The organism is Methylobacterium sp. Leaf93, assembly GCF_001422345.1.
Lineage (GTDB): Bacteria > Pseudomonadota > Alphaproteobacteria > Rhizobiales > Beijerinckiaceae > Methylobacterium > Methylobacterium bullatum.
The window spans coordinates 119,651-139,314 of the sequence record NZ_LMMS01000030.1 but is presented as its reverse complement, the minus strand read 5'-3'; the positions used below and the strand labels follow the sequence as shown (position 1 = coordinate 139,314).

18 protein-coding genes and 1 pseudogene are annotated in these 19,664 nt (G+C 67.5%); 6 read left to right on the top strand and 13 right to left on the bottom strand.

The annotated features are described in order from the left end of the window. Positions 1-10: 10 nt before the first annotated feature. From phnK to phnG, 5 genes are read right to left on the bottom strand one after another with little or no spacing between them, the layout of a single operon-like run. Positions 11-799 carry a phosphonate C-P lyase system protein PhnK gene (gene phnK, locus ASF26_RS20600; RefSeq protein WP_244476020.1) on the bottom strand — a complete coding sequence of 263 codons (789 nt, stop codon included), beginning with the start codon at positions 797-799 and terminating at the stop codon, positions 11-13. Beyond that, positions 796-1,683 (bottom strand): alpha-D-ribose 1-methylphosphonate 5-phosphate C-P-lyase PhnJ, encoded by an 888-nt coding sequence (locus ASF26_RS20595; RefSeq protein ID WP_056258661.1) that lies wholly within the window; start codon positions 1,681-1,683, stop codon positions 796-798. The genes phnK and ASF26_RS20595 overlap by 4 nt, the downstream gene beginning before the upstream one ends. Next, a complete protein-coding gene (locus tag ASF26_RS20590) occupies positions 1,680-2,795 on the bottom strand; it encodes a carbon-phosphorus lyase complex subunit PhnI (protein ID WP_056258657.1) in 1,116 nt (371 codons plus the stop codon). The genes ASF26_RS20595 and ASF26_RS20590 overlap by 4 nt, the downstream gene beginning before the upstream one ends. Next, on the bottom strand, positions 2,786-3,412 hold the full coding sequence (gene phnH / locus ASF26_RS20585; protein WP_056258654.1) for a phosphonate C-P lyase system protein PhnH: 627 nt from the start codon (positions 3,410-3,412) through the stop codon (positions 2,786-2,788). Before phnH ends, ASF26_RS20590 begins: the two co-directional genes overlap by 10 nt. Then, on the bottom strand, positions 3,412-3,855 hold the full coding sequence (phnG, locus tag ASF26_RS20580) for a phosphonate C-P lyase system protein PhnG (protein ID WP_082477727.1): 444 nt from the start codon (positions 3,853-3,855) through the stop codon (positions 3,412-3,414). Before phnG ends, phnH begins: the two co-directional genes overlap by 1 nt. Positions 3,856-3,975: 120 nt before the next feature. Here phnG and phnF point away from each other — a divergent pair, with 120 nt between their 5' ends. Next, entirely contained in the window at positions 3,976-4,722 is a 747-nt protein-coding gene (gene phnF / locus ASF26_RS20575) for a phosphonate metabolism transcriptional regulator PhnF (protein ID WP_056258648.1), read from the top strand. Positions 4,723-4,814: 92 nt separating this feature from the next. Here the strand turns inward: phnF and ASF26_RS20570 are convergent, their stop codons facing one another. Beyond that, positions 4,815-5,258 carry a PACE efflux transporter gene (locus ASF26_RS20570; protein WP_056258643.1) on the bottom strand — a complete coding sequence of 148 codons (444 nt, stop codon included), beginning with the start codon at positions 5,256-5,258 and terminating at the stop codon, positions 4,815-4,817. 89 nt (positions 5,259-5,347) lie between these two features. Between ASF26_RS20570 and ASF26_RS22325 the strand changes: the two are divergent. After that, a pseudogene (locus ASF26_RS22325) lies at positions 5,348-6,235 on the top strand (LysR family transcriptional regulator); the annotation flags it as partial. Positions 6,236-6,274: 39 nt separating this feature from the next. Here the strand turns inward: ASF26_RS22325 and phnE (ASF26_RS20555) are convergent. The 6 genes from phnE (ASF26_RS20555) to ASF26_RS20530 form a co-directional block, all read right to left on the bottom strand. Then, positions 6,275-7,126 carry a phosphonate ABC transporter, permease protein PhnE gene (phnE, locus tag ASF26_RS20555; RefSeq protein WP_056258633.1) on the bottom strand — a complete coding sequence of 284 codons (852 nt, stop codon included), beginning with the start codon at positions 7,124-7,126 and terminating at the stop codon, positions 6,275-6,277. After that, entirely contained in the window at positions 7,123-8,001 is an 879-nt protein-coding gene (gene phnE / locus ASF26_RS20550) for a phosphonate ABC transporter, permease protein PhnE (protein ID WP_056258630.1), read from the bottom strand. Before phnE (ASF26_RS20550) ends, phnE (ASF26_RS20555) begins: the two co-directional genes overlap by 4 nt. A gap of 42 nt (positions 8,002-8,043) precedes the next feature. Further along, positions 8,044-8,970, bottom strand: a complete 927-nt coding sequence (phnD, locus tag ASF26_RS20545; RefSeq protein WP_056258625.1) for a phosphonate ABC transporter substrate-binding protein — start codon at positions 8,968-8,970, stop codon at positions 8,044-8,046. A 29-nt stretch (positions 8,971-8,999) separates the two neighbouring features. After that, a complete protein-coding gene (phnC, locus tag ASF26_RS20540; protein WP_056258621.1) occupies positions 9,000-9,803 on the bottom strand; it encodes a phosphonate ABC transporter ATP-binding protein in 804 nt (267 codons plus the stop codon). Positions 9,804-9,892: 89 nt separating this feature from the next. Beyond that, entirely contained in the window at positions 9,893-10,522 is a 630-nt protein-coding gene (locus ASF26_RS20535; protein WP_056258618.1) for a DapH/DapD/GlmU-related protein, read from the bottom strand. Between the two features lie 11 nt (positions 10,523-10,533). Next, positions 10,534-11,199, bottom strand: coding sequence for a DUF1045 domain-containing protein (locus tag ASF26_RS20530; protein ID WP_056258614.1), 666 nt, complete (start codon positions 11,197-11,199; stop codon positions 10,534-10,536). A 245-nt stretch (positions 11,200-11,444) separates the two neighbouring features. On the opposite strand from ASF26_RS20530, the gene ASF26_RS20525 reads away from it, so the two are divergent. The 4 genes from ASF26_RS20525 to ASF26_RS22890 are packed head-to-tail and all read left to right on the top strand — an operon-like array spanning position 11,445 to position 16,851. After that, positions 11,445-12,461, top strand: a complete 1,017-nt coding sequence (locus ASF26_RS20525) for a DUF559 domain-containing protein (protein WP_056258610.1) — start codon at positions 11,445-11,447, stop codon at positions 12,459-12,461. Between the two features lie 13 nt (positions 12,462-12,474). After that, a complete protein-coding gene (locus ASF26_RS20520) occupies positions 12,475-13,185 on the top strand; it encodes a hypothetical protein (protein WP_056159682.1) in 711 nt (236 codons plus the stop codon). After that, positions 13,182-16,346 carry an ATP-binding protein gene (locus tag ASF26_RS20515; RefSeq protein WP_056258608.1) on the top strand — a complete coding sequence of 1,055 codons (3,165 nt, stop codon included), beginning with the start codon at positions 13,182-13,184 and terminating at the stop codon, positions 16,344-16,346. Before ASF26_RS20520 ends, ASF26_RS20515 begins: the two co-directional genes overlap by 4 nt. A gap of 13 nt (positions 16,347-16,359) precedes the next feature. Next, entirely contained in the window at positions 16,360-16,851 is a 492-nt protein-coding gene (locus tag ASF26_RS22890; RefSeq protein WP_156463077.1) for a hypothetical protein, read from the top strand. Positions 16,852-17,169: 318 nt separating this feature from the next. On the opposite strand, the gene ASF26_RS22320 is transcribed toward ASF26_RS22890, so the two are convergent. Beyond that, positions 17,170-19,188: a calcium-binding protein gene (locus tag ASF26_RS22320; RefSeq protein ID WP_082477726.1), complete on the bottom strand. Its 2,019-nt coding sequence runs from the start codon at positions 19,186-19,188 to the stop codon at positions 17,170-17,172. Positions 19,189-19,664 lie beyond the last annotated feature (476 nt).

Here is a 19,664-nt window from a genome sequence, read left to right as displayed (position 1 = left end):
AAGGGGGACGTCATGCGGCGAGCACCGAGGAGACGAGGAGCTGGGTGTAGGCCGCCTGGGGGTCGTCGAGGACCTGGTCGGTCAGCCCGGTCTCGATCACCCGGCCAGCCCGCATGACGAGGACGCGGTGCGAGAGCAGGCGTGCCACGGCGAGGTCGTGGGTGACGATGATCACCGCGAGGCCGAGCTCGGCCACCAGCCCCCGGATCATGTCGAGGAGGCGGGCCTGGACCGAGACGTCGAGGCCCGAGGTCGGCTCGTCCATGAGGACGAGGCGGGGCGCGGTGACGAGGTTGCGGGCGATCTGCAGGCGCTGGCGCATGCCGCCGGAGAAGCGCGTCGGCGGGTCGTCGACTCGGTCGGGGGCGATCTCCACGCGGGCGAGCCAGTCGAGGGCGGTGGCGCGGATGCGTCCGTAATGGCGGTCCCCCACGCCCATCAGGCGCTCGCCGACATTGCCGCCGGCCGAGACCGCCATGCGCAGCCCCTGCGTGGCGTCCTGGCGCACGAATCCCCAGTCGGTGCGCATCAGAGCGCGGCGGTCGACGACGCTCAGCGCGGCGAGGTCGCGCGTCACGCCGTCCCGCATCCGGTAGGAGACCGTTCCGGCATCGGCCGCGACCTCGCCGGCGATGAGTGACAGCAGCGTCGACTTGCCGGAGCCCGATTCACCGACCACCGCCAGCACTTCGCCGGGATCGAGGGTGAAGCCGATGCCGTCGCAGGCGAGGCGCCGGCCGTAGCGCTTGGTCAGGCCGTCGACGTTAAGCAAAGGTTCGGGGAGCAGGGGTTCGATCACGCGGCCTCTCCCGTGTGGCCGTCGGCGCGGCGGGTCTCGCAATGGTCGGTGTCCGAGCAGACGAACATCCGCCCGCCGGCATCGTCGAGGACGACCTCGTCGAGGTAGACGTCCCCCGCCCCGCAGAGCGCGCACGGGCGGTCGAAGCTCTGGACCCGGAACGGATGGTCCTCGAAATCGAGGCTGCGCACCCGCGTGTAGGGCGGGATCGCGTAGATGCGCTTCTCGCGGCCCGCGCCGAAGAGCTGGAGCGCGGGGCAATCGTCCATCTTGGGGTTGTCGAATTTCGGAGTCGGGGAGGGGTCCATCACGTAGCGGCCGGCCACCTCCACCGGGTAGGCGTAGGTGGTGGCGATGTGGCCGTGGCGGGCGATGTCCTCGTAGAGTTTCACATGCATGAGGCCGTATTCGGCCAGCGCGTGGAGCTGGCGCGTCTCGGTCTCGCGCGGTTCTAGGAAGCGCAGCGGCTCGGGGATCGGCACTTGGTAGACGAGCACCTGCCCCTCGGCCAGCGGCGCTTCCGGGATGCGGTGGCGGGTCTGGATCACCGTGGCCTCGGCCGTGCGCGTCGTGGTGGCGACCCCGGCGGTGGCGGTGAAGAAGCGGCGGATCGAGACCGCGTTGGTGGTGTCGTCGGCGCCCTGGTCGATCACCTTGAGCACATCGGACGCGCCCAGGATCGCGGCCGTCACCTGCACTCCGCCCGTGCCCCAGCCATAGGGCATCGGCATCTCGCGGGCGGCGAAGGGCACCTGGTAGCCGGGGATCGCGATGGCCTTGAGGATGGCCCGGCGGATCATCCGCTTCGTGCCCTCGTCGAGATAGGCGAAGTTGTAGCCGGTGCCCGGCGACGGCGTGACCTGGATTTGGACCTGCGAATTCATTCGGCGGCCTCCCGCAGGGTGGGTTCGTCCGGCTCGGCCGTCCGGGCGGCGTGCTCGGCGCGCAGGCGCCGGACGAGTTCCAGTTCGGCCTGAAAGTCGACGTAGTGCGGCAGCTTCATGTGCTCGACGAAGCCCGTCGCCTGCAGGCTGTCACAATGGGCCAGCACGAACTCCTGGTCCTGGGCCGGCACCACCACGGCCTCGCCGAGTTCGGCTGCCCGCAGGGAGCGGTCCACCAGCGCCATGGCCATGGCCTTGCGCTCGCCCTGGCCGAAGACGAGGCCGTAGCCGCGGGTGAATTGCGGCGGCACCGCCCCGTGGCCGTGGAACTGGTTGATCATCTGGCACTCGGTCATGTCGACCGTGCCGAGGCTGACGGGGAAGCCGAGTTCCTCCGGCGTGAATTCGAGCTCCACGGTCCCGACCCGGATCTCGCCGACGAAGGGGTGGGTGCGGCCGTAGCCGCGCTGCGTCGAGTAGCCCAGCGCCAGGATGAAGCCCTCGTCGCCCCGCGCCAGTCCCTGCAGCCGCACTGCGCGGTCGGTGGGGTAGTCCACGGGCTCGCGGGTGAGGTCGCCCACGGGCGCGCCGTCGTCCGGAGGCGAGGGTTCGAGCAGGCCGGCCTGCCCGAGGAGATCGGTGACGCGCGGGCAAGCGGCGGCATCGGCCTCCGGCTCGGCCTCGGCGGCGGGTTCGGGGACGGCGCCGTCGGCCAGGGCGAAATCGACGAGGCGGTGGGTGTAGTCGAAGGTCGGGCCGAGCACCTGGCCGCCGGGCAAGTCCTTGAAGGTGGCGGAGATGCGCCGTGCCAGGGTCATCGCGCCGGTGTCGAGGGCCTCCGTGGCGCCGAAGCGCGGCAGCGTGGTGCGGTAGGCCCGCACCAGGAACACCGCCTCGACCACGTCGCCGCGGGCCTGTTTCAGGGCGAGGGCGGCAAGGTCGGGATCGTAGAGCGACCCCTCGGTCATCACCCGGTCGACGAGGAGGCGCATCTGCTCGCGGATCTGCGCCACGGTGAGGTCGGGCACCGCCGGGTCGCCGCGCCGGATTTCGGCCAGCAGCCGGTGGGCATTGTCGATGGCGGCCTCGCCGCCCTTCACCGCTACGTACATGGGATTGCCTCCGGGGTAACGGGGCGGGCCGAGCGCGGGAGACCGGCGAGGCGCCCGGGCGCGACGAGGAGACAGTCGACGCCCAGTGGGAAGCCGGCATGGTTCGCGGCCCAGCGCGACGCCCAGTCAGCGGGCAGGGGGCCGGCATCAAGGCGCACGGTGCCGCGGATGCCCGGCCCCGCAAACGCGAGCCCCATCGCGTCGGACAGGGTCTCGACGGCGAGGATCAGGGTGACGGAGGCATCCGGGTAGGCGGGGGTCCCCTGCGCGAAATCCGTAAAGGCCGGGCAACGGGCGGGATCGGCGATCAGCGCGAAGGCGGCCTGCCCAGGGGAGGCGACGATCGGCGCTCCGGTGTGGAAGCGCAGGAAGCCGGCCACCGCCGGTTCAGCCCGGAGCGGAGCGTCGAGCCAGACCGGCGCGTCGGCGTCGATGAGCGCCAGCGCCACGGCCGCGAGTTCCGGCGTGAGCGGGGCAGGTGGCGTAAGGGCGATGTCCAGGGGGCGGATGCGGCCGGGCCGGCTCAGAGCCTCCATCGCGGCGCGGAACACCGCCTGCCCCTCATGGACGGGATCGGCGAAGCCATGGGCAAGCTGTGGAGCGAGGGTATGCGCCATCAATCCTCTCCCCGCGCCAGGGTGAAGAAGTTCACCCGGGTCGCCGCCACCTTGCGGGCGGCCTGCCGCGCCGCCTCCGCCCGGCGCGCGGCGATGGCGGTCAATGCCGCATCGAGGGCGGGGCGCGCCTCCGGGCGCTGCCAATGCGCGTCGAGGATGGCCGCGAGGCGGGCGCGATCCCGGTCGCGTCCGAGATGATAGGCGAAGCCGGTCTCGCCGCCGGGCAGGCGCACCGCCGCTCTCGTCACCGTGGCCTCGCCGGCGTTGAAGGGCCGGCCGTCGCCGCCGATCCGCCCCCGGACCATCACGAGGCCGGTCTCCGCCGGGCGCAGATCCTCCGCCTCGGGCGTGATTCCGGCCTGCACCAGGGCGGCCAGCAACTCGGCCGGGCTGGCCTGGCCGGCCCGCTCCATCGCATGCCGGCGGGCTGCGGGGTCTGGCATCCCGGGCTCACGTGGTGTTTGGCTGGCACTCGGCATCGATCGGTCTCCAAACATGTCTATATGTATAGACAAGAGGATGATCTGGCGCAAGGAGTCTCGGGCAGGTTATGCGAGCGATCCATGAATGAGGTGGGCGACAGGCCCGTGACAGCGCTCCGGCGCGGGGGCGGTCTCGCCGCGTGGCGGCAGATCGCGGACGCGCTGGCGGGCGAGATCCGCAGCGGGGCACTCGCCGCCGGGGCGCAACTGCCGGCCGAATCGGCGCTCGCCGCGCGCTTCGGCGTGAACCGGCACACGGTGCGCCGGGCGCTCGGCGTACTCGCCGAGGACGGTCTGGTGCGCACCACGCAGGGTAAGGGCAGCTTCGTGGAGCAGGGCCCGATCCCGTATCCGATCGGTCCCCGGACCCGATTCTCCGAAATCGTCACGCGCACGGGCCGCGAGGCCTGGGGCGACCTGATCGCGGCCGCGACGGTGCCCGCCGATGCGGGCTGGGCCGAGGCCCTGGGGATCGCCCCCGGCGCACCGATCCTCGAACTCCACACCGTGCACCGGGCCGACGGCGCCCCGATCTCGACGGCCCGGACCTGCCTGCCCCTGCCGCGCTTCTCCGGCTTCGACGCGGCCTACGCCGCCAGCGGCTCGATCACCCGCGCCTATGCTGGCTACGGGGTCGCCGACTACACCCGGCTCTCGACCCGGATCGGCGCCCGCCCCGCCGAGGCCGAGGAGGCGGCCCGCCTCGACATCGCCCCCGGCCGCAGCCTGATCGTCCTGTCGAGCGTGAACGTGGACGGCGACGGCCAGCGCATCCAGGCCACCCGCAGCCTCTTCGCGGCCGACCGGGTGGAGTTGGTGGTGGAGTGATCGGCGTCTGCGCGACAACGATATCGTCGACCCAGGCGACCGGGCGCGTGGCCCCCGCAAATACGTCGCTGGCGGAACGGCTCGACTGCGGTTCAGGCGGACGGCTCGGCTGCGGCCTTGCCCCAGTTCGGCAGGGGAAAAGCTTGGTCGTAGGTCAGGTTGAAGACGAAGGCGTAGGCCACGTAGAAGGCCGCGATCGCCAGATCCATGAAGAAGGCTTGCGCGAGGCCGATGCCGAGATACCAGGCGATCGGCGGCAGCAGGATCATGAGCAGGCCCGCCTCGAACAGCACGGCGTGCCCCACCCGCAGGAGGAGGCCCTTGCGCGTGTGCCCAACGAGCCGCTGCATCGCCCGATCGAAGCCGAGATTGTAGACGTAGTTCCAGGCCGTCGCGATCAGGGCGCTGCCGATGCCGATCACCCCCATGTCGGAGGCGTGCAGCCCAAACAGCACGGTGCCGAACGGGACGATGAGGGCCAGCCCGAACATCTCGAACAGGAGGGCGTGGCGGATACGGTCACGGGTGCTGCGCATGGTCTCGTCTCGAAAAGCCTCGTTGGTTCGTGGCTTTCTATCTGCCATACCGCGTCCGGCAAGTTAGGACGCATCTGAGGATCAGATAGATGGCCGTCTCGCTCGACCAGCTCCAGGCTTTCGTGGCGGCCGCCGAAGCCGGCTCCTTCTCCGGCGCCGCCCGCGTGCTGCGCAAGGCGCAGTCGGCCGTCAGCACCCAGGTGGCGAACCTGGAGACGGATCTCGGGGTGGCCTTGTTCAGCAGGGCGGGCCGGAACCCGGTGCTCACCCCGGCGGGGGAGCGGCTGCTGCTGGAGGCGCGCGTGGTGCTGGACCGGCGCGAGCACTTGATCGGCCTGGCGAGCAGCCTGGAGCAACGGGTGGAGAACCGGCTGGTCGTCGCCATCGACGAGCTCTATCCCGAGCATGCGCTGGGCGCCCTCTTCGCCGACTTCGCCCGGCACTTCCCCTTCGTCGAGCTGGAACTGCTCTTCCCGCTGATGGAGGATGTCAGCCGCATGGTGCAGTCCGGCGCCGCCGATCTCGGCGTGATGTGGCGCCAGGAGGTGCTGCCCACGGAGCTCGGCTTCCAGACCATCGGCTGGGTGCCGCTCAAGCTCGTCTGCGGGCGCGACCACCCGCTCGCCAAAGCGCGGGTGGAGTGGGAGGAGCTGAAGCGCCACCGCCAGATCCTGGTCGCCGCGCGCAGCGACGGGCCGGAGAAGCGCCGCCTGCGGGTGGCCGCCGAGGTATGGTGGGTGGAGAGCCACTGGGTGATCCTCGAGATGGTCAAGCACGGGATCGGCTGGGCCTTCGTCACCGACCACGTCATTGCCGCATCCCTCACCGCGCCGCACCTGGTCACGCCGGACCTGCAGTTCGACGCGGGCGACTGGCCCATCGCCCTGGAACTGGTCTGGCACAAGCAACGACCCTGCGGCCCCGCCGCGACCTGGCTGCGCGAACGCTTCGCGGCGGAACGGATCGGCCCCGTCTCGCGGGACGGGCTGACGGGGAGGGCCGGGCAGACCTCCCGCTCAGGTCGTCGCGCCGCCGATCAGGGCCCGGCGCAGGCGGCCGGAGACGGCGTCGATGATCGCCACGGTGATGAGGATCATCATGATCAGGAAGGCGACCTGACGCAGTTCGAGGACACGGATCAGCTCGGTCAGGTACTGGCCGATGCCGCCCGCGCCGACGATACCGATGATGGTGGCCGAGCGGGTGTTCGACTCGAAGAAGTACAGCACCTGACTGCCGAGCACCGGCAGCACCGCCGGGATGAGGCCGAAGCGGATGCGGTGCAATTCGGCGCCGCCGGAAGCGGAGACACCCTCGCCGGCCTTGCCGTCGACGGTCTCGACCGCTTCGGAGAACAACTTACCTAGCGCCCCAAAATCCGCACAGGCGATGGCGAGCGCCCCGGCGAAGGGACCGAGCCCGACCACGTTGATCCAGATCAGCGCCCAGATCAGCACGTCGACGGAGCGCACCACGTCGAGGCCGCGCCGGACGGTGAAATGCACGAAGGGATTGGGCACGACGTTGCGGGCGGCCAGGAACGCCACGGGAAACGCCAGGATCGCCGCCGTCAGCGTCCCGATGAAGGCGATACCGAGGGTCTCGGCGAGCGCCTGCAGGAAGGCCCAGGCTCGCCCGCCGGTCTCCGGCGGCAGCATCATGAGGCTGAACTCGCCGAGGCGGCCGAGGCCATTGAGAAGGCGGGCGGCGGAGAAATCGAGGCGCACCAGCGCGTAGCCGGCCACAGCGACGAGGGCGGCGAGGGCGAGACCCGCGAGGAGGCGGGTACGCCAGGCCGGGCGGAAGCTGTCGGGAAAGCGTCGGCGCAGGGCGGCGATCTCGGCCGGATCGATCTCGGGTCCAATCATCGCAGGCTCCCGAGGAGGTGGTGGCGCAGGCGCTCGGTGCCGAGGTCGATCGCCATCACGGTGAGGATGATCAGGACCAGGATCGCGCTGACGTCGGCGTAGTAGAAGTTGCGGATCGCCACGAGGAGCTCCTGCCCGATACCGCCGGCGCCGACGAAGCCCATGACGCCCGCGCCCCGCACGTTGATCTCGAATCGCAGCAGCCCGTAGGAGACGAAGTTCGACAGCACCTGCGGCAGCACCGCGAACCGCAGGATCTCGATCCGGCCCGCCCCGGCGGCGGTGAGGCTCTCCACCGGCTTCATGTCGATGTTCTCGACGACCTCGGAGAACAGTTTTCCCAGCGCCCCCGTAGTGTGGATCGCCAGCGCCAGAACGCCCACCATCGGCCCGAGGCCGAAGGCGATGACGAAGAGCAGCGCGAACACGATCTCGGGCACCGTGCGGCAGAATTCGAGCCCGCGCCGCACCAGGAAGCAGGCCGTCCGGCTCCCGGTCACGTTGGCGGCGGCGGAGAAGCACAGGAGGACGCCGCCGATGGCCCCCAGCAGAGTGCCGAGATAGGCCATCAGCAGGGTCTCGCCCAGGAGAGCCAGCCATTTCGGCCAGCCCCAGTACCATTCGGCGAGGTCCCCCGGCAGGTTCGCCAGGGTCAGATGGGGCAGGATCTGGGCGATGTAGTCGGTGAACCGGCCGATATTGGCCGCGAGCACCAGGGGACGCACCTCGGCGGCGTAAGCGGCGAGCCCGGCGAGGACGACGATCACGGCGAGGCCGGCCCAGGTCCGGCGCCGAGTGGCGGCGACGGCAGCCTCGTAGGCCCCCGCCAGGGCGGAGGCCCGATGCGGGGGCAGGGGCGTGATCCGCTCAGGCATCGGTCGTTACCGGCGGTGCCGCGTGGATCGGGACAGGTCCGGTCAAGATTTACGGCGCTGGTCGTCGTTGAACTTCAGCATCTCGATGATCGGCTGGTAGTCCTTCAGGGTCACGGCGGTGAAACCCTGGTCCTTGCCGTCCGAGAGCCGGTCGAACGCCGCCTTGTCGGCCGTCGGCATCGCCACGAGGGCGTCGCGGATCTTCGCCTTCAGGTCGTCGGGCAGGCTCGCCAGCATGGCGAAGGGCCCCTCGGGCAGGAAGTCGGACTTGAACACGACACGGAAATCGGCCTGCGTCAGGGGTGTCCCGTCGGGCTTCTTGAGCATGCCCTTGGCGGCCATGCGGGTCACCATGGTGTCCGTGTCGGTGTTGTAGAGGTTGGCGGCCGCCTCCACCGTGCCCTGGACGAGGGCGAGGACGGCGTTCTCGTGGCTGCCGGCATAGACGGTCTTGCCGAAATGCGCGTCGACCGGGTGGCCGGCCTTGTGCAGGAAGAAGCGTGGCGCCTGGTTGCCGGAGGTGGAGTTGGGGTCGACCAGGGCGAGGTTCTTGCGCTTCAGGTCCTCGATCGTCTTGTAGGGGCTGTCGGCCCGCACGTAGATCACCGAGTAGTAGCCCGAGGCGCCGGTGTCGTGCTTCTGGTTGACGATGGGCTCGATCTTGACGCCGGTCATCACCGCACGGGCGAAGGAGGCGGGGCCGTAGAAGGCGAGCTGGGCGTTGCCGGCGCGCTGGCTTTCGATCACGGCGGCGTAGTCGTTGGCGATGCGAAGCTTCACCGGCACGCCGAGGGCCTTCGACAGGTAGGCGGTCATCGGCGCGTAGCGATCGGTGGTGCCCGACGCGTTCTCGGCCGGGATCACCGCCAGGGTCAGCTCGGGATAGGCCGCCTTCCAATCCTGCGCGGCGGCCGGGACGGCGAGGAGGGCGAGCGCGAGGGCTCCGGCGAGGGATCGACGGGTCAGCATGGGAATCTTCCGGATGGGGTGGTGAGGAATCAGGCGACGAGGGCGGCGGGCCAGGTCCGGGGCCGCGCCGGCGCGGCGGGCGCGTCGAGGACCTCGCCGGCCTCGAGCCCGTAGAGCTGGCGGGCGACATCCTCGGTGAGGTCGGCGGGCGCGCCATCGAACACGAGGCGTCCGTCGGCGAGGCCGACGAGGCGGTCGCAATAGCCGCGGGCGAGATCGAGGGAATGCAGGTTGCACAGCACGGTGATGCGGTGGCGTCTGTTAGCCTCGGCGAGCGCGTCCATGACGATGCGGGTGTTGCGCGGGTCGAGGGAGGCCACGGGCTCGTCGGCCAGGATGAGGTCCGGGGCCTGCATCATCGCCCGCGCAATGGCGACGCGCTGCTGCTGGCCGCCCGAGAGCTGGTCGGCCCGGTGGCAGGCGAAGTCGCCCATCCCGAACTCGTCGAGGGCGGCCAGCGCGAGGGCGCGCTCGCGTTCGGACCAGAGCTTGAACAGGGAGCGATGCCGGGGAACCTCCGAGAGCCGGCCCATCAGCACGTTGCTCAACACGTCGAGGCGACCGACGAGGTGGAACTGCTGGAAGATCATCGCACAGCGCGCCCGCCAGCGCCGCAGGTCGCGGCCATGCAGGGCCGTGACGTCGAGACCGTCGAACAGGATGCGGCCGCCCGTCGGCTCGGCGAGGCGGTTGATCATCCGCAGCAGGCTCGACTTGCCGGCGCCCGAGCGCCCGATGACGCCGACGAACTGGCCGCGGGGAATGGCGAGAGAAACGCCGTCCACCGCGCGACGGTCGCCGTAATGGCGGGCAAGACCTTCGAGGATCAGCATGCGGGGGCCCAGTGTTTCATGTCGAACGCTGGTAGACATGCTCTGCACGACAGTAGAATGACTATTCTCCGGCTAAGCAATTGCCGGGATTATTGCACCTCGCTCTCGTGACGCTCCAGGAATGCTTCGATCGACGGAGCGCGGAAGTCCGGCAGGGCCCGGCGGAGGCGCGCATGGTCCCAATCCCACCAGGCCAGCGCCTGCAGGCGCTCGGCGACCGCCTCGGTGAACCGGCGACGCACGACGCGGCCGGGGTTACCGACCACGATGGTGTAGGGCGCGACATCCCGGGTCAGGATCGTGCCCGCGCCGACCACCGACCCGGTGCCGATGCTGCGCCCTGGCAGGATGACGGCCCCGTGCCCGATCCAGACATCGTGGCCGATGGTGACGGGCAGGGCCCGGCGCCGGGCGAAGAAGGCGGGCTCGTCCTCCTCGCCCGGCCAGTAGGCGCTGGCCCGGTAGGTGAAATGGGATTGGGAGGCCCGCTCCATCGGGTGGTTGCCGGGGTTGATCCGCACATGCGACGCGATGGAGCAGAATTTGCCGATGGTCGCGTAGTTCGCCTGTCCGTCCTCGACGATGTAGGAATAGTCGTCGAGGCTCGTTTCGCTGAGGCGCGTGCGGGCGCCGACCTCGGTGTAGCGGCCGAGGCGGCACCGGGAGAGTTCGGCGGTCGGGTGGACGGCCGGTTCGAGGCCGAGGCGATCGGAGACCATCGGCGTGTCCTTCAGGGCGAGAAGGGCAGGCGGCGCAGGAGGCGGAACGGCGCCGCGCCGTCCTGGACGACGACGCTCACCGCATCGATCACCAGGTCGGGTAGGTCCGCGGCGGCCTCGGCCAGCAAGGGCAGAGCGGTCGCGCGCTCCTCCGGGCCAAGGCGGCCGGTCAGGGTCATGTGGAAACGGAACTCTTCGAAGATGTGCGGGTAGCCCCAGCGCTCCAGCAGCGCCCGGCCACGGGGATCGAGGCGCTCGGGTCGGCGGCGGGCGCGCTCAGGGGGGGTGAGGGGCGCGCGCAACGGATCGAGGGCGCAAACGCACTCGGCGGCGAAGAGACCGAGAGAGGGCGGGGGGGCCTCCGGCACCAGGGCCATGAAATCCCCGAGGGCGGTGACCCGCAGGGGGCCGACGGGCTGGGGGCTCCGGTGGGCCGCCAGAGCCTCGGCCGCATGGAGGAGATCGGCTTCGGTCGCGTCCGGGGCGAGGCGCATCGGCGCCTTGAGGGTGGCGTGGAACCCGTAGACGCGCGGCTCGGCGGTGTTGGCCGCGAGGATGGCCCGGAGCGCGTCCGGACCGGGCGCCGGGCCGGCTCCCAGGATCGCGTCGCCGAACGCGGCGAGCGCCGAGCCCGGGGCGGGAGTGAAATACAGGGCGTATCGGGCAAGTTCGTCCAAAGGAACGTTTCCTCGGCTGTGCGCGACGGGCCGAAGCGCTCATAGTCCGTCGCCCGGACGCTGATATGACAGGCCGGGTGCCGAAGAAGAGAGGTCCGCCGTGGCCTGCCAGGCCTGATACTTCGTCACATGGGCGGTCGGGTAGCCAAGAAGGACAACCTGTGCTGGTCTGCCTCCCTGATCGACCACAGGAGATCGAGGACGCCCCGACGCGCGATGCACAGTCTCAGCGTAAGTCTTTCATCGTGAAACCGGCTGCCGCTTTCGGCGACACGGCGAGGCCGCGCCTGGAGTGGACCGAACTCGCCGAACGAGTCTTCCGGCTGGCGCCGGGCCGTCGGCTCGTCGTCGTCGACATCGGTTGCGACGGCATCGCCCAAGCCATCACCACCGATGACGATCACGCCCGCGGCGCGTTCCTGCTCGTCACCGACGGTCTGCGAACCGGTGCGGCGGTGCTCGACCGCCTCCTCGATGATCTCGCCCATCTCGCGCTCAGCCGCTGGCCGCATTGGCATGGGCGGGATGACGGCGGCCTCGCGGACACGGATCACTCTGTCGATCCGATCGTGTCCGGTCCCTGGCTCAGGGCGGCACGGCGGCGGGCCGGCGCCGGCCACCCGCCTCGGTTCCGCGAAGCCGCGCGGGAAATCCAGTTCGTTCAGCTGCTGCACGCGATCGACCCGTCCGGCGTCGTCCTGATCGGCGAGATCAATCCCGCATCGCCGGGCCGTGCCGCACCGGTGATCGAGGCGCTGGAATGGTGCATGGGCCATGGTGCGGCCATCGTCATGGCGCTGCCGGCGTGGCCGCCCGATTCCACCCCCTACGATCGCATCCTCTACGGTGCCTGCGAGATCGTGCGCGAGCCCCCTCCGGTCGCCGAGCGCTTCCTCCCGCCGCGTTCGAAGGCTCATCCCGCCAGCGCGATCGAGCAGCGGGTGGAGACGGCCCTGCAGCAGGACGCCGAACTGCGCGGTCTGTTCTGCTGCAACGAACCCGTGCCCGTCGGCGACTGGGGGCAGCCGCCGCGGGTCGACCTGCTCTGTCGCTCGCACCGCATCGTGGTGGAACTCGACGGCCCCGAGCACCGCAGCGCTGCGAGATACGCCGACGACCGCCACCGGGACTATACCCTGCTGACGGCGGGCTACCTCGTGCTGCGGATCACCAACGAGCAGGTCGAGGCCGATCTTCGACGGGCCATCGAGAAAATCCGCTCCGTCGTCCGGCTCCGCAGCCTACCGATAGACGCGACATGAGGGGTTCGATCCGATGAGCCAGACGCCGACGCCGAAGCAGGCGCTGATCCTTTGGTGCCTGCTGGGCAAGCACGGCAGTGCCCTGCAGAGCGAGGTCGTGCCCAAGGTCGACGCCGCCGATCGCAGGGCATTGGTCTCCGGGCGGTACCTCTCCGAGGAGAAGCAAGGTCGCTCCATCCGGCTGACCGTCACGGACGGGGGCTGGAACTGGGCCGGCCAGCACCTGCGCGACCCGCTCCCTGCGAATTTCCGCGTCCTGCAGGACTGGCTGGAGCGGATCGACCGGCATCTCGCCACGACTGGCGAGACGCTGGCCGGCCTCATCGGCACGCCGGCGACGCCCGGGCCACGTCCTGCCGAGTCCCCCTCTGCCGAGTCCCTCCCTGCAAAGCCCACACGCAGCCGCACCGCGAAGGCGGCACCACCGGGTTCGGCAAAGCCAAGGAAGCTCACGAAGAAGCAGGTGCGCGCCCGCATCGAGGCCGCCTATCTCGCGCTCACGGAGGGGCAGAAGGCACAGGCCGTGCGCCTCAGCGCGCTGCGCGCGCATCTGAGCGAACTCGACCGCGCCACCGTCGATGCCGGGCTCGCGGCCATCCTGGCCGGCGATCCGACGGCGCGGCTGAGCCAGCTCAGCGATCCGAAGTCGCTCTCCGCCGATGAGCGCGAAGCGGCGTTCAGCCCGGCGGGCGAACCGTTCCACTTCATCTGGATCCAGTCATGAGCGACGCCCTCGACGCCCTGCGCCGGGTCGATTTCGATTGGGTGCGCACCCTCGACAGCGTGTGGCTCGACGTGGAGCCGACCGGCGGCCCGAACGATGCGCTCCCACCCGGGATCATCGCGGATCTGCACAGGGAGGCGCCCGGTCCTGCCTCCCGCGCGATGGGGCGCGTGCTCATCGGCCCGTCGGGCGTCGGGAAGACGCATCTCGTCGGGCAACTGAGACGGGAGGCCTGGCGCTCGGGCAGCTGGTTCGTGATGCTCGACGTCCTCGGCCTGTCGGAGTTCTGGCGCAGCGCCGCGCTGAGCTTCCTCACCGCCATGCTGCATCAGATGCCGGACGGCCGGCGCCAATCCGACGCCGTGCTGGCCGGGGTGGCGCGCCAGTTCAAGGTCGAAAGGCATGTGGAGGAGGCATTCAACACCCCCGACGTCGACACGCGCAAGATCGTCGTCCTCCTCGTCAAGGCGTTGATGAGCGTCGACATGGGGAGCGCGCTCAAGCACCAGGACGTGTTCCGCGCCCTGTGTCTGCTGCGCTCGAACGATTTCGGCGCCGTGGGCCTCGCCCATGCATGGCTGCAGGGCTACGACGCCGACCCGGTCGCCCGCGCCGAACTCGGGTTTCTCCGCCCGCCGCCCACGCCGAAGGAACTCGTCGAGGGCATGTCGTGGATCATGAGCCTGAGCGGTCCGATCCTGGTCGCCGTCGACCAGATCGACGGCGTGATCGACGCCGGCCATTTCGTCGGACAGGACGAGTTCGAGGGAAGGCAGGGGCTGGCGGAGGTGCTCGCCTCCGGCCTGCTCGAACTCCACGATGTCCGTCACCGCGGCATGACGGTCATCACCTGCCTCCGGAACTCGTGGGAGCGGCTGGAGGAGCGGGCCCTGACGCCGCTGCTGCAACGATACGTGACGCCCGTCGTGCTGCAGGGCATGAACGACCGGGCCGCAGCGGCGGCGTTGATCCGCGCCCGGCTTGCCCCGGCCTATGCGGAGGCGGGCTTCGAGCCCCCTTACCCGACCTGGCCTTACAGCGACGCCGCGATCGCGGACTCGGCCCGCTCCGGCATGATGCCGCGCACGCTCCTGATGCGCTGCGACGCCTTCCGGCGCGATTGCCTCGCGCAAGGGGCCGTCACCGTGTGTGACAACCTCGTCCAAGCCCCTGACGGGCAGGCGCGTGACGCGACCGCCGACGCCGTGTTCGACCTCGACCGGGCCAAGCGCAACGCCGACATCGCCGGTTTGCTGGACGAGGAGGCGGCCCTCGGGGAGATCCTGCGCACGGCCTTCGACCTCTACGCGCTCGAGGACGATCCGGACGATGCGCTCGACGTGGCGAGCAAGGGCGAACCCGACCAGAAGATCCCGCCTCTGCACGGCCGGCTGATCCTGATCGACCGAGACCGGAACGACCACGAACGGCATGTGTGCTACCGCGCGCTGCTGCAGCAGAACGCCATCGCCTTCCAGGCGCGCCTGCGTGCCGCGCTGACCGCCTCCGGCATCTCGGCACGCATGCCCGACCGAAGCCTGGTGATCGTGCGCCGCGCTCCGGTGCCCGGCGGCGCCAAGACGAAGCAGCTGTTCGACGCCTTCCTCGAGGCGAAGGGTGTGCTGATCGACCCGGTGGAGGACGACCTGCGCACCTTTGTCGCCTTGCGCGACCTGCACGCGAGCTCCGCCGAGGAGGGGCGGCAGGACCGGTTCGAGGCTTGGCTGCGGGCGCACAGGTTCGTGCGCGCCACCGCCTTCTTTCGCCAGGCCGGCCTGGCGGAGTCGGGAGGAGCCGACATCCCCGTCCTCGGGGACGGGACGGACTCCACCGGGATCGTCGACACGAGTGCGACTTCCGTGGTGCGGATGCCGAGGGAGAACCCGGACGCGGCAAAGCCGCCGACGGCTCCTTCCAAGCCCGCTCCGACCGTATTGCCCGACGCCATCCCGGTCGGTCATCGCCTCACGCCGGACGCGCCGCCGGTGTCACTTCCGCTGCGGTTGCTGCCGCGGCACACGTCCATCATCGCCGGCTCCGGCTCGGGCAAGACGGTGTTGGTGCGCCGACTGGTCGAGGAGGCTGCGCTCGCCGGCATCCCCGCCATCGTGGTCGATCCGAACAACGACCTGTCGCGGCTCGGCGATTCCTGGCCCGAGCGGCCGACGGCCTTCACCCCGGAGGACGCCGACAAGGCCGCCCGCTACGCCGAGCGCGTCGAGGTGGTGGTCTGGACGCCCGGAGTCTCCGCCGGCAATCCGTTGTTTCTGTCCGTCCTGCCGGACTTCTCGGGACTCGGCGAGGACGCCGACGAGCGGGGACAAGCCGTCGAGATGGCGGCCGAGACCGTGGGACCCCTCGCCGGTGCGAGGAAGACGATCCAGCGCGGCGTGCTGGCCGACGCGTTGCGCCGCTTCGCCGAGCGTGGCGGCGGCAGCCTCGCGGACTTCACCGCCTTGCTCGCCGACCTGCCGGACGGCGTCAGCGAGATCGGCGGCGCGACCAGGATCGCCGCCGGGATGGCCGACGAGCTGCACGCGGCCGTGGCCACGAACCCGCTCCTGAAAGCCAGGGGCAGCGTGCTCGACCCGCAGGTCCTGTTCTTCGGCTCCGACCCGGCGCGCACCCGCATCTCGGTGATCAACCTCGCCGGTCTCGCCTCGGAGGCGGCGCGGGAGGACTTCGTAAATCGCCTGCAGATGACGTTGTTCGGCTGGATCAAGACGCATCCGAGCCCGCGCGGCATGCTCTACGTCGTGGACGAGGCGCAGACCTTCCTGCCGTCGCAAAGAGCCTGTCCGAGTCTCGGCAGCGGCATCAAGCTCGTGGCGCAAGGACGCAAGTACGGGCTGGGCATGGTCGTTGCGACCCAGGTGCCCAAGGGCCTGCACAACCAAATCGTCTCGAACTGCACGACGCAGTTCTTCGGCCGCCAGAGCGCACCCGCGACCATCGCCGCAGCCCAGGAGATCATGGCGGCGAGCGGCGGCGCGGCCAGCGACATCGGCAAACTCGGCGCGGGCGAATTCTACTTCGCCACCGAGGGATCGGGGAAGCCGGCAAAGCTGCGCACACCTTTGTGCCTGAGCCACCATCCGGCCAACCCGCCGACCCCCGATCAGGTCGTCATGATAGCAAGGCGATCGATCGCCTCCGCATGACCCCGCGGCTGCCATGCGCCGGCCGGGCATGGAAGCGGGGGGCACGGTGCCACTCGCATGGTGCGCCTCGGGCGCGTCAGGATTTGAGAAGGCCGATCGGCTGGGAGCCATCGTCCTTTTGCGGAAGCTGGGCAGGTTTGCGCAGTTCGGCGAACAGTGCCTTCGCGCCTCCGGTGTTCACCCCGGCAGGAGGGGCAATCAGCCGATCGTGCATTCGGCTGCGGCCTCGAGCAGCGCGTGGAGCCTCACGTCGATCATGAGGATGGGCACTGCCATGGTCGGGCAGCGGGTCTGCTGCCGCCGGCGCAATCCCGCAATTTCCGAGGCAGTTGGCAGGAGGTCAAAAGTGCACCGCCACGGCGGCCTTGCGACCCTGGCCGCTCCGCTGGGTTCGCAGCGCCAGTCCAGTCCGAATGACGGGAATAGCTCGCACGTCAGCGAACCGATCTTCCGCGACGCGCCGGAAAAGGTTGCGGAAGCCGCACAGGCGAAAAAATGGCCCTAATCGCCCCGATTTGGAATCTCAGCGCGCCTCGGAGAAGCGTCCCCAAACGGCAACCGTTCGGTAAATCCTTGAGACTGCGAATGTCTCCCGCGAAACGGAATTTCCGTCGTTCGCGGGGAGTGAGTGGTGGGCCCGGCAGAAGTGAAATAACCTATTGAAATCAAGGGCTATATCCCCTGGTGCGGGAATTTCAGCCCATATGATTTCAAACGGTTATTTGTCGCGCATCCCGCACCAACCCAGAGCAGACAAGGACCAAAAAAGCCCAGCGCGGAGTGATCCGGCCGGGCCTTCGAGAAGGGCTAGACGCTCCCGGGCCTACGAGAGAAGCAGACCGCTCCCCACCTCTGGTTCAAGTAATCCGAAATGGGTGGCCTTCAATGATTCGGCATCGACACCGTATAGAATTATTTTGTTTCCCAATCCGGCGCCGTCGAATGTGATAAGTGTGTTGGCGCCACCATTCAGCTCGCTGATATTGATGCCCTGCATACTATCAACGAGGGCAGAAACGTCGAAGTGATCTTTTTCAATCTGAAATTTATAAACACTGTCTCTGCCAAAGCCGGCCTGAAAGCGGAAGGTATCCTCGCCCGAGCCGCCAAAAAGCTTGTCAGAACCAATGCCACCGTCGATTACCAAGCCGGTCGCGCCAGCCTTGATTGTGTCGTTGCCTGCGTCGCCCGACAACGCGCCTCCACCAACGCCACCAATTAAGGTATCGTTACCAGCACCACCATGAGCCTCAAGCTTGCTCTTAGCCGCTTTAATAACGTCGGCTCCATCATCTCCGAAAAGCGTGCTCAGTCCTGTTGCGCTAATGCTACTACCGCCAGTGAGTCGGTCTTCACCATTCCCGCCATGGATCGTATCGGCGCCCTTGCCCGCTGTAATCGTATCGGCACCACCACTGCCTGTAATGGCTGAAGAGCTTCCCGACGAAGTTTGTGAGACAATGTTTGCGCCGGAGGTGACGCCGCCAAGGTCTAGGGACACACCCCTGCCGACATATATTGTCTCAATGCTCACAAGGCTAATGTCGGTGAAAAAGAATTTGCCGCCCCCTTGCAGCGAAAGATTATCTTTGTCAGCACCTCCATCAATGAGCATTGGCATGCGACTGATCGTAATGACGTCGTTGCCAGCATCGCCGTGAATGATATCGGTACCTTTACCCCCGGCGATGATGTCGTCAGCATGCGTTCCGGTGATGTCGACGTATGAGTTGGCCGAACTTTGAGATACAATGGTCGCCCCGATGCCACTACCATTAATATTTACGCCACTCATATTGAGAGCAGCTTCATTCCGAACGTAAATTTTCTCAATATTGGCAAAGTTTTCGTCAGTAAGGTAGATATCATTCCCAAATATGTTATTTTCTACAAATAAAACGTCCGTCCCCATTCCGCCATCAATTGCGGAAGGCGTCCAGTTAATCAATAATCGGTCATCACCTTCATCACCTTCGAGTGTGTCAGCGCCACCCATACCCACCAAGGTATCATTGCCGCCTCCACCAGTTAGGGTGTTGTCCCCGCCATTTCCTGTTAGTCTATCGCCAAAAGCGCTACCAGAAATATTTTCGATATTGATGAGCGTGTCGTCCAGGGCATCCCCACCCGAATTTCGAGTGCTTCCTGTTAGGTCTACTGAAACTGCAGATAACGATCGACTGTAGACAGCGGAATCAACGCCGTCGCTTCCATCAATATAATCAAAGCCGCCGCCACCTTCTATCACATTATTTCTGTAGTCACCATAAATGCTATCCGAGCCTAAACCGCCCCTGACATTCTGAATATTGAGATAGGTATCACCTTGAGCATCACCGACAAAACCACGACCTGAACTAAGGCTGAGGAGTGTACTTCCCGTGGAGTGTTCAAAGCTAAGCCAATTGTTGCCACCTCCGCCGTTGATGGCATCTCCGCCAGCGCCGCCTTCGAGGATGTCGTCACCATCTCCGCCATTTAGCGTGTCGTTGCCAGCCATGCCCCAGAGCACATCGTTGCCGTTGTCCCCGTTCAGAATGTCATGCTCGACACCGCCATAAAGGATATCGCCAAAGACTCCCCCTGAGACGTTGACGCCCCACGTCCGATCGGAAAAATCAACAAACAGGCTAGAATTGTAGTTACCTACGTTCACGTCATCTACGCCAGAAAAGTATAGCTTAGTACGACCATCGCTCAACCAAAAACTATTTTGGCCTGTAGCGACAATATAATACGACCTAGTTGATATTTCTTCGGATATATTGACGCCGTAATTTCCAATTGGCGCAGAATTATTTTCATCATAATCTGCGAGGTAGGTGTATCGAATCGAAGACATTTACATATTCCGCTCTAATAGAAAGTATTTATACGCACAGTTTGTCGTTTATGCATTCGGCAACGAGGCGCTTTAGCCTTAGAAGCCCAAGCCTTACGATTTCGCCTCAAACTATAAATATTCTCTGCTTACACGTGAAGTGCCAAATAAATCACACGTTGTATCTTTCAGACCTTGAGCGAGCAGACTCGATCGGCCCGGAAGAGATGCAAGGAAATAGGAAGGGCGGCGCAGCATCCACGGTCAGTTCGATGCACTGGTCTACGCCGCCGCTAGATGGGCGCGCAGTTGGGCATTCCCGGTTGCCAAAACAATCAGGCCAAGGGGATCAAAAACGGCGCTCCCCATGGAAGGTTTGACCGCAACGGAGGATCCAATCTTCTCTTCGAACGCGGTGCGCGCTAGCCAAGAAGCGAGGGCAGGAAAGCTCAGGGGAGGCTCGTATCCACCGACCCGTCGCCGCATGTGGCTCCACA

Excerpts from the sequence above, each read along its gene's own strand:
- ASF26_RS20595 (WP_056258661.1), bottom strand. The coding sequence starts at position 1,683 with ATGAATTCGCAGGTCCAAATCCAGGTCACGCCGTCGCCGGGCACCGGC.
- ASF26_RS20590 (WP_056258657.1), bottom strand. The coding sequence starts at position 2,795 with ATGTACGTAGCGGTGAAGGGCGGCGAGGCCGCCATCGACAATGCCCAC.
- phnH (WP_056258654.1), bottom strand. The coding sequence starts at position 3,412 with ATGGCGCATACCCTCGCTCCACAGCTTGCCCATGGCTTCGCCGATCCC.
- phnG (WP_082477727.1), bottom strand. The coding sequence starts at position 3,855 with ATGCCAGACCCCGCAGCCCGCCGGCATGCGATGGAGCGGGCCGGCCAG.
- phnF (WP_056258648.1), top strand. The coding sequence starts at position 3,976 with ATGAATGAGGTGGGCGACAGGCCCGTGACAGCGCTCCGGCGCGGGGGC.
- ASF26_RS20570 (WP_056258643.1), bottom strand. The coding sequence starts at position 5,258 with ATGCGCAGCACCCGTGACCGTATCCGCCACGCCCTCCTGTTCGAGATG.
- phnE (WP_056258633.1), bottom strand. The coding sequence starts at position 7,126 with ATGATTGGACCCGAGATCGATCCGGCCGAGATCGCCGCCCTGCGCCGA.
- phnE (WP_056258630.1), bottom strand. The coding sequence starts at position 8,001 with ATGCCTGAGCGGATCACGCCCCTGCCCCCGCATCGGGCCTCCGCCCTG.
- phnD (WP_056258625.1), bottom strand. The coding sequence starts at position 8,970 with ATGCTGACCCGTCGATCCCTCGCCGGAGCCCTCGCGCTCGCCCTCCTC.
- phnC (WP_056258621.1), bottom strand. The coding sequence starts at position 9,803 with ATGCTGATCCTCGAAGGTCTTGCCCGCCATTACGGCGACCGTCGCGCG.
- ASF26_RS20535 (WP_056258618.1), bottom strand. The coding sequence starts at position 10,522 with ATGGTCTCCGATCGCCTCGGCCTCGAACCGGCCGTCCACCCGACCGCC.
- ASF26_RS20520 (WP_056159682.1), top strand. The coding sequence starts at position 12,475 with ATGAGCCAGACGCCGACGCCGAAGCAGGCGCTGATCCTTTGGTGCCTG.
- ASF26_RS20515 (WP_056258608.1), top strand. The coding sequence starts at position 13,182 with ATGAGCGACGCCCTCGACGCCCTGCGCCGGGTCGATTTCGATTGGGTG.
- ASF26_RS22890 (WP_156463077.1), top strand. The coding sequence starts at position 16,360 with ATGCGCCGGCCGGGCATGGAAGCGGGGGGCACGGTGCCACTCGCATGG.
- ASF26_RS22320 (WP_082477726.1), bottom strand. The coding sequence starts at position 19,188 with ATGTCTTCGATTCGATACACCTACCTCGCAGATTATGATGAAAATAAT.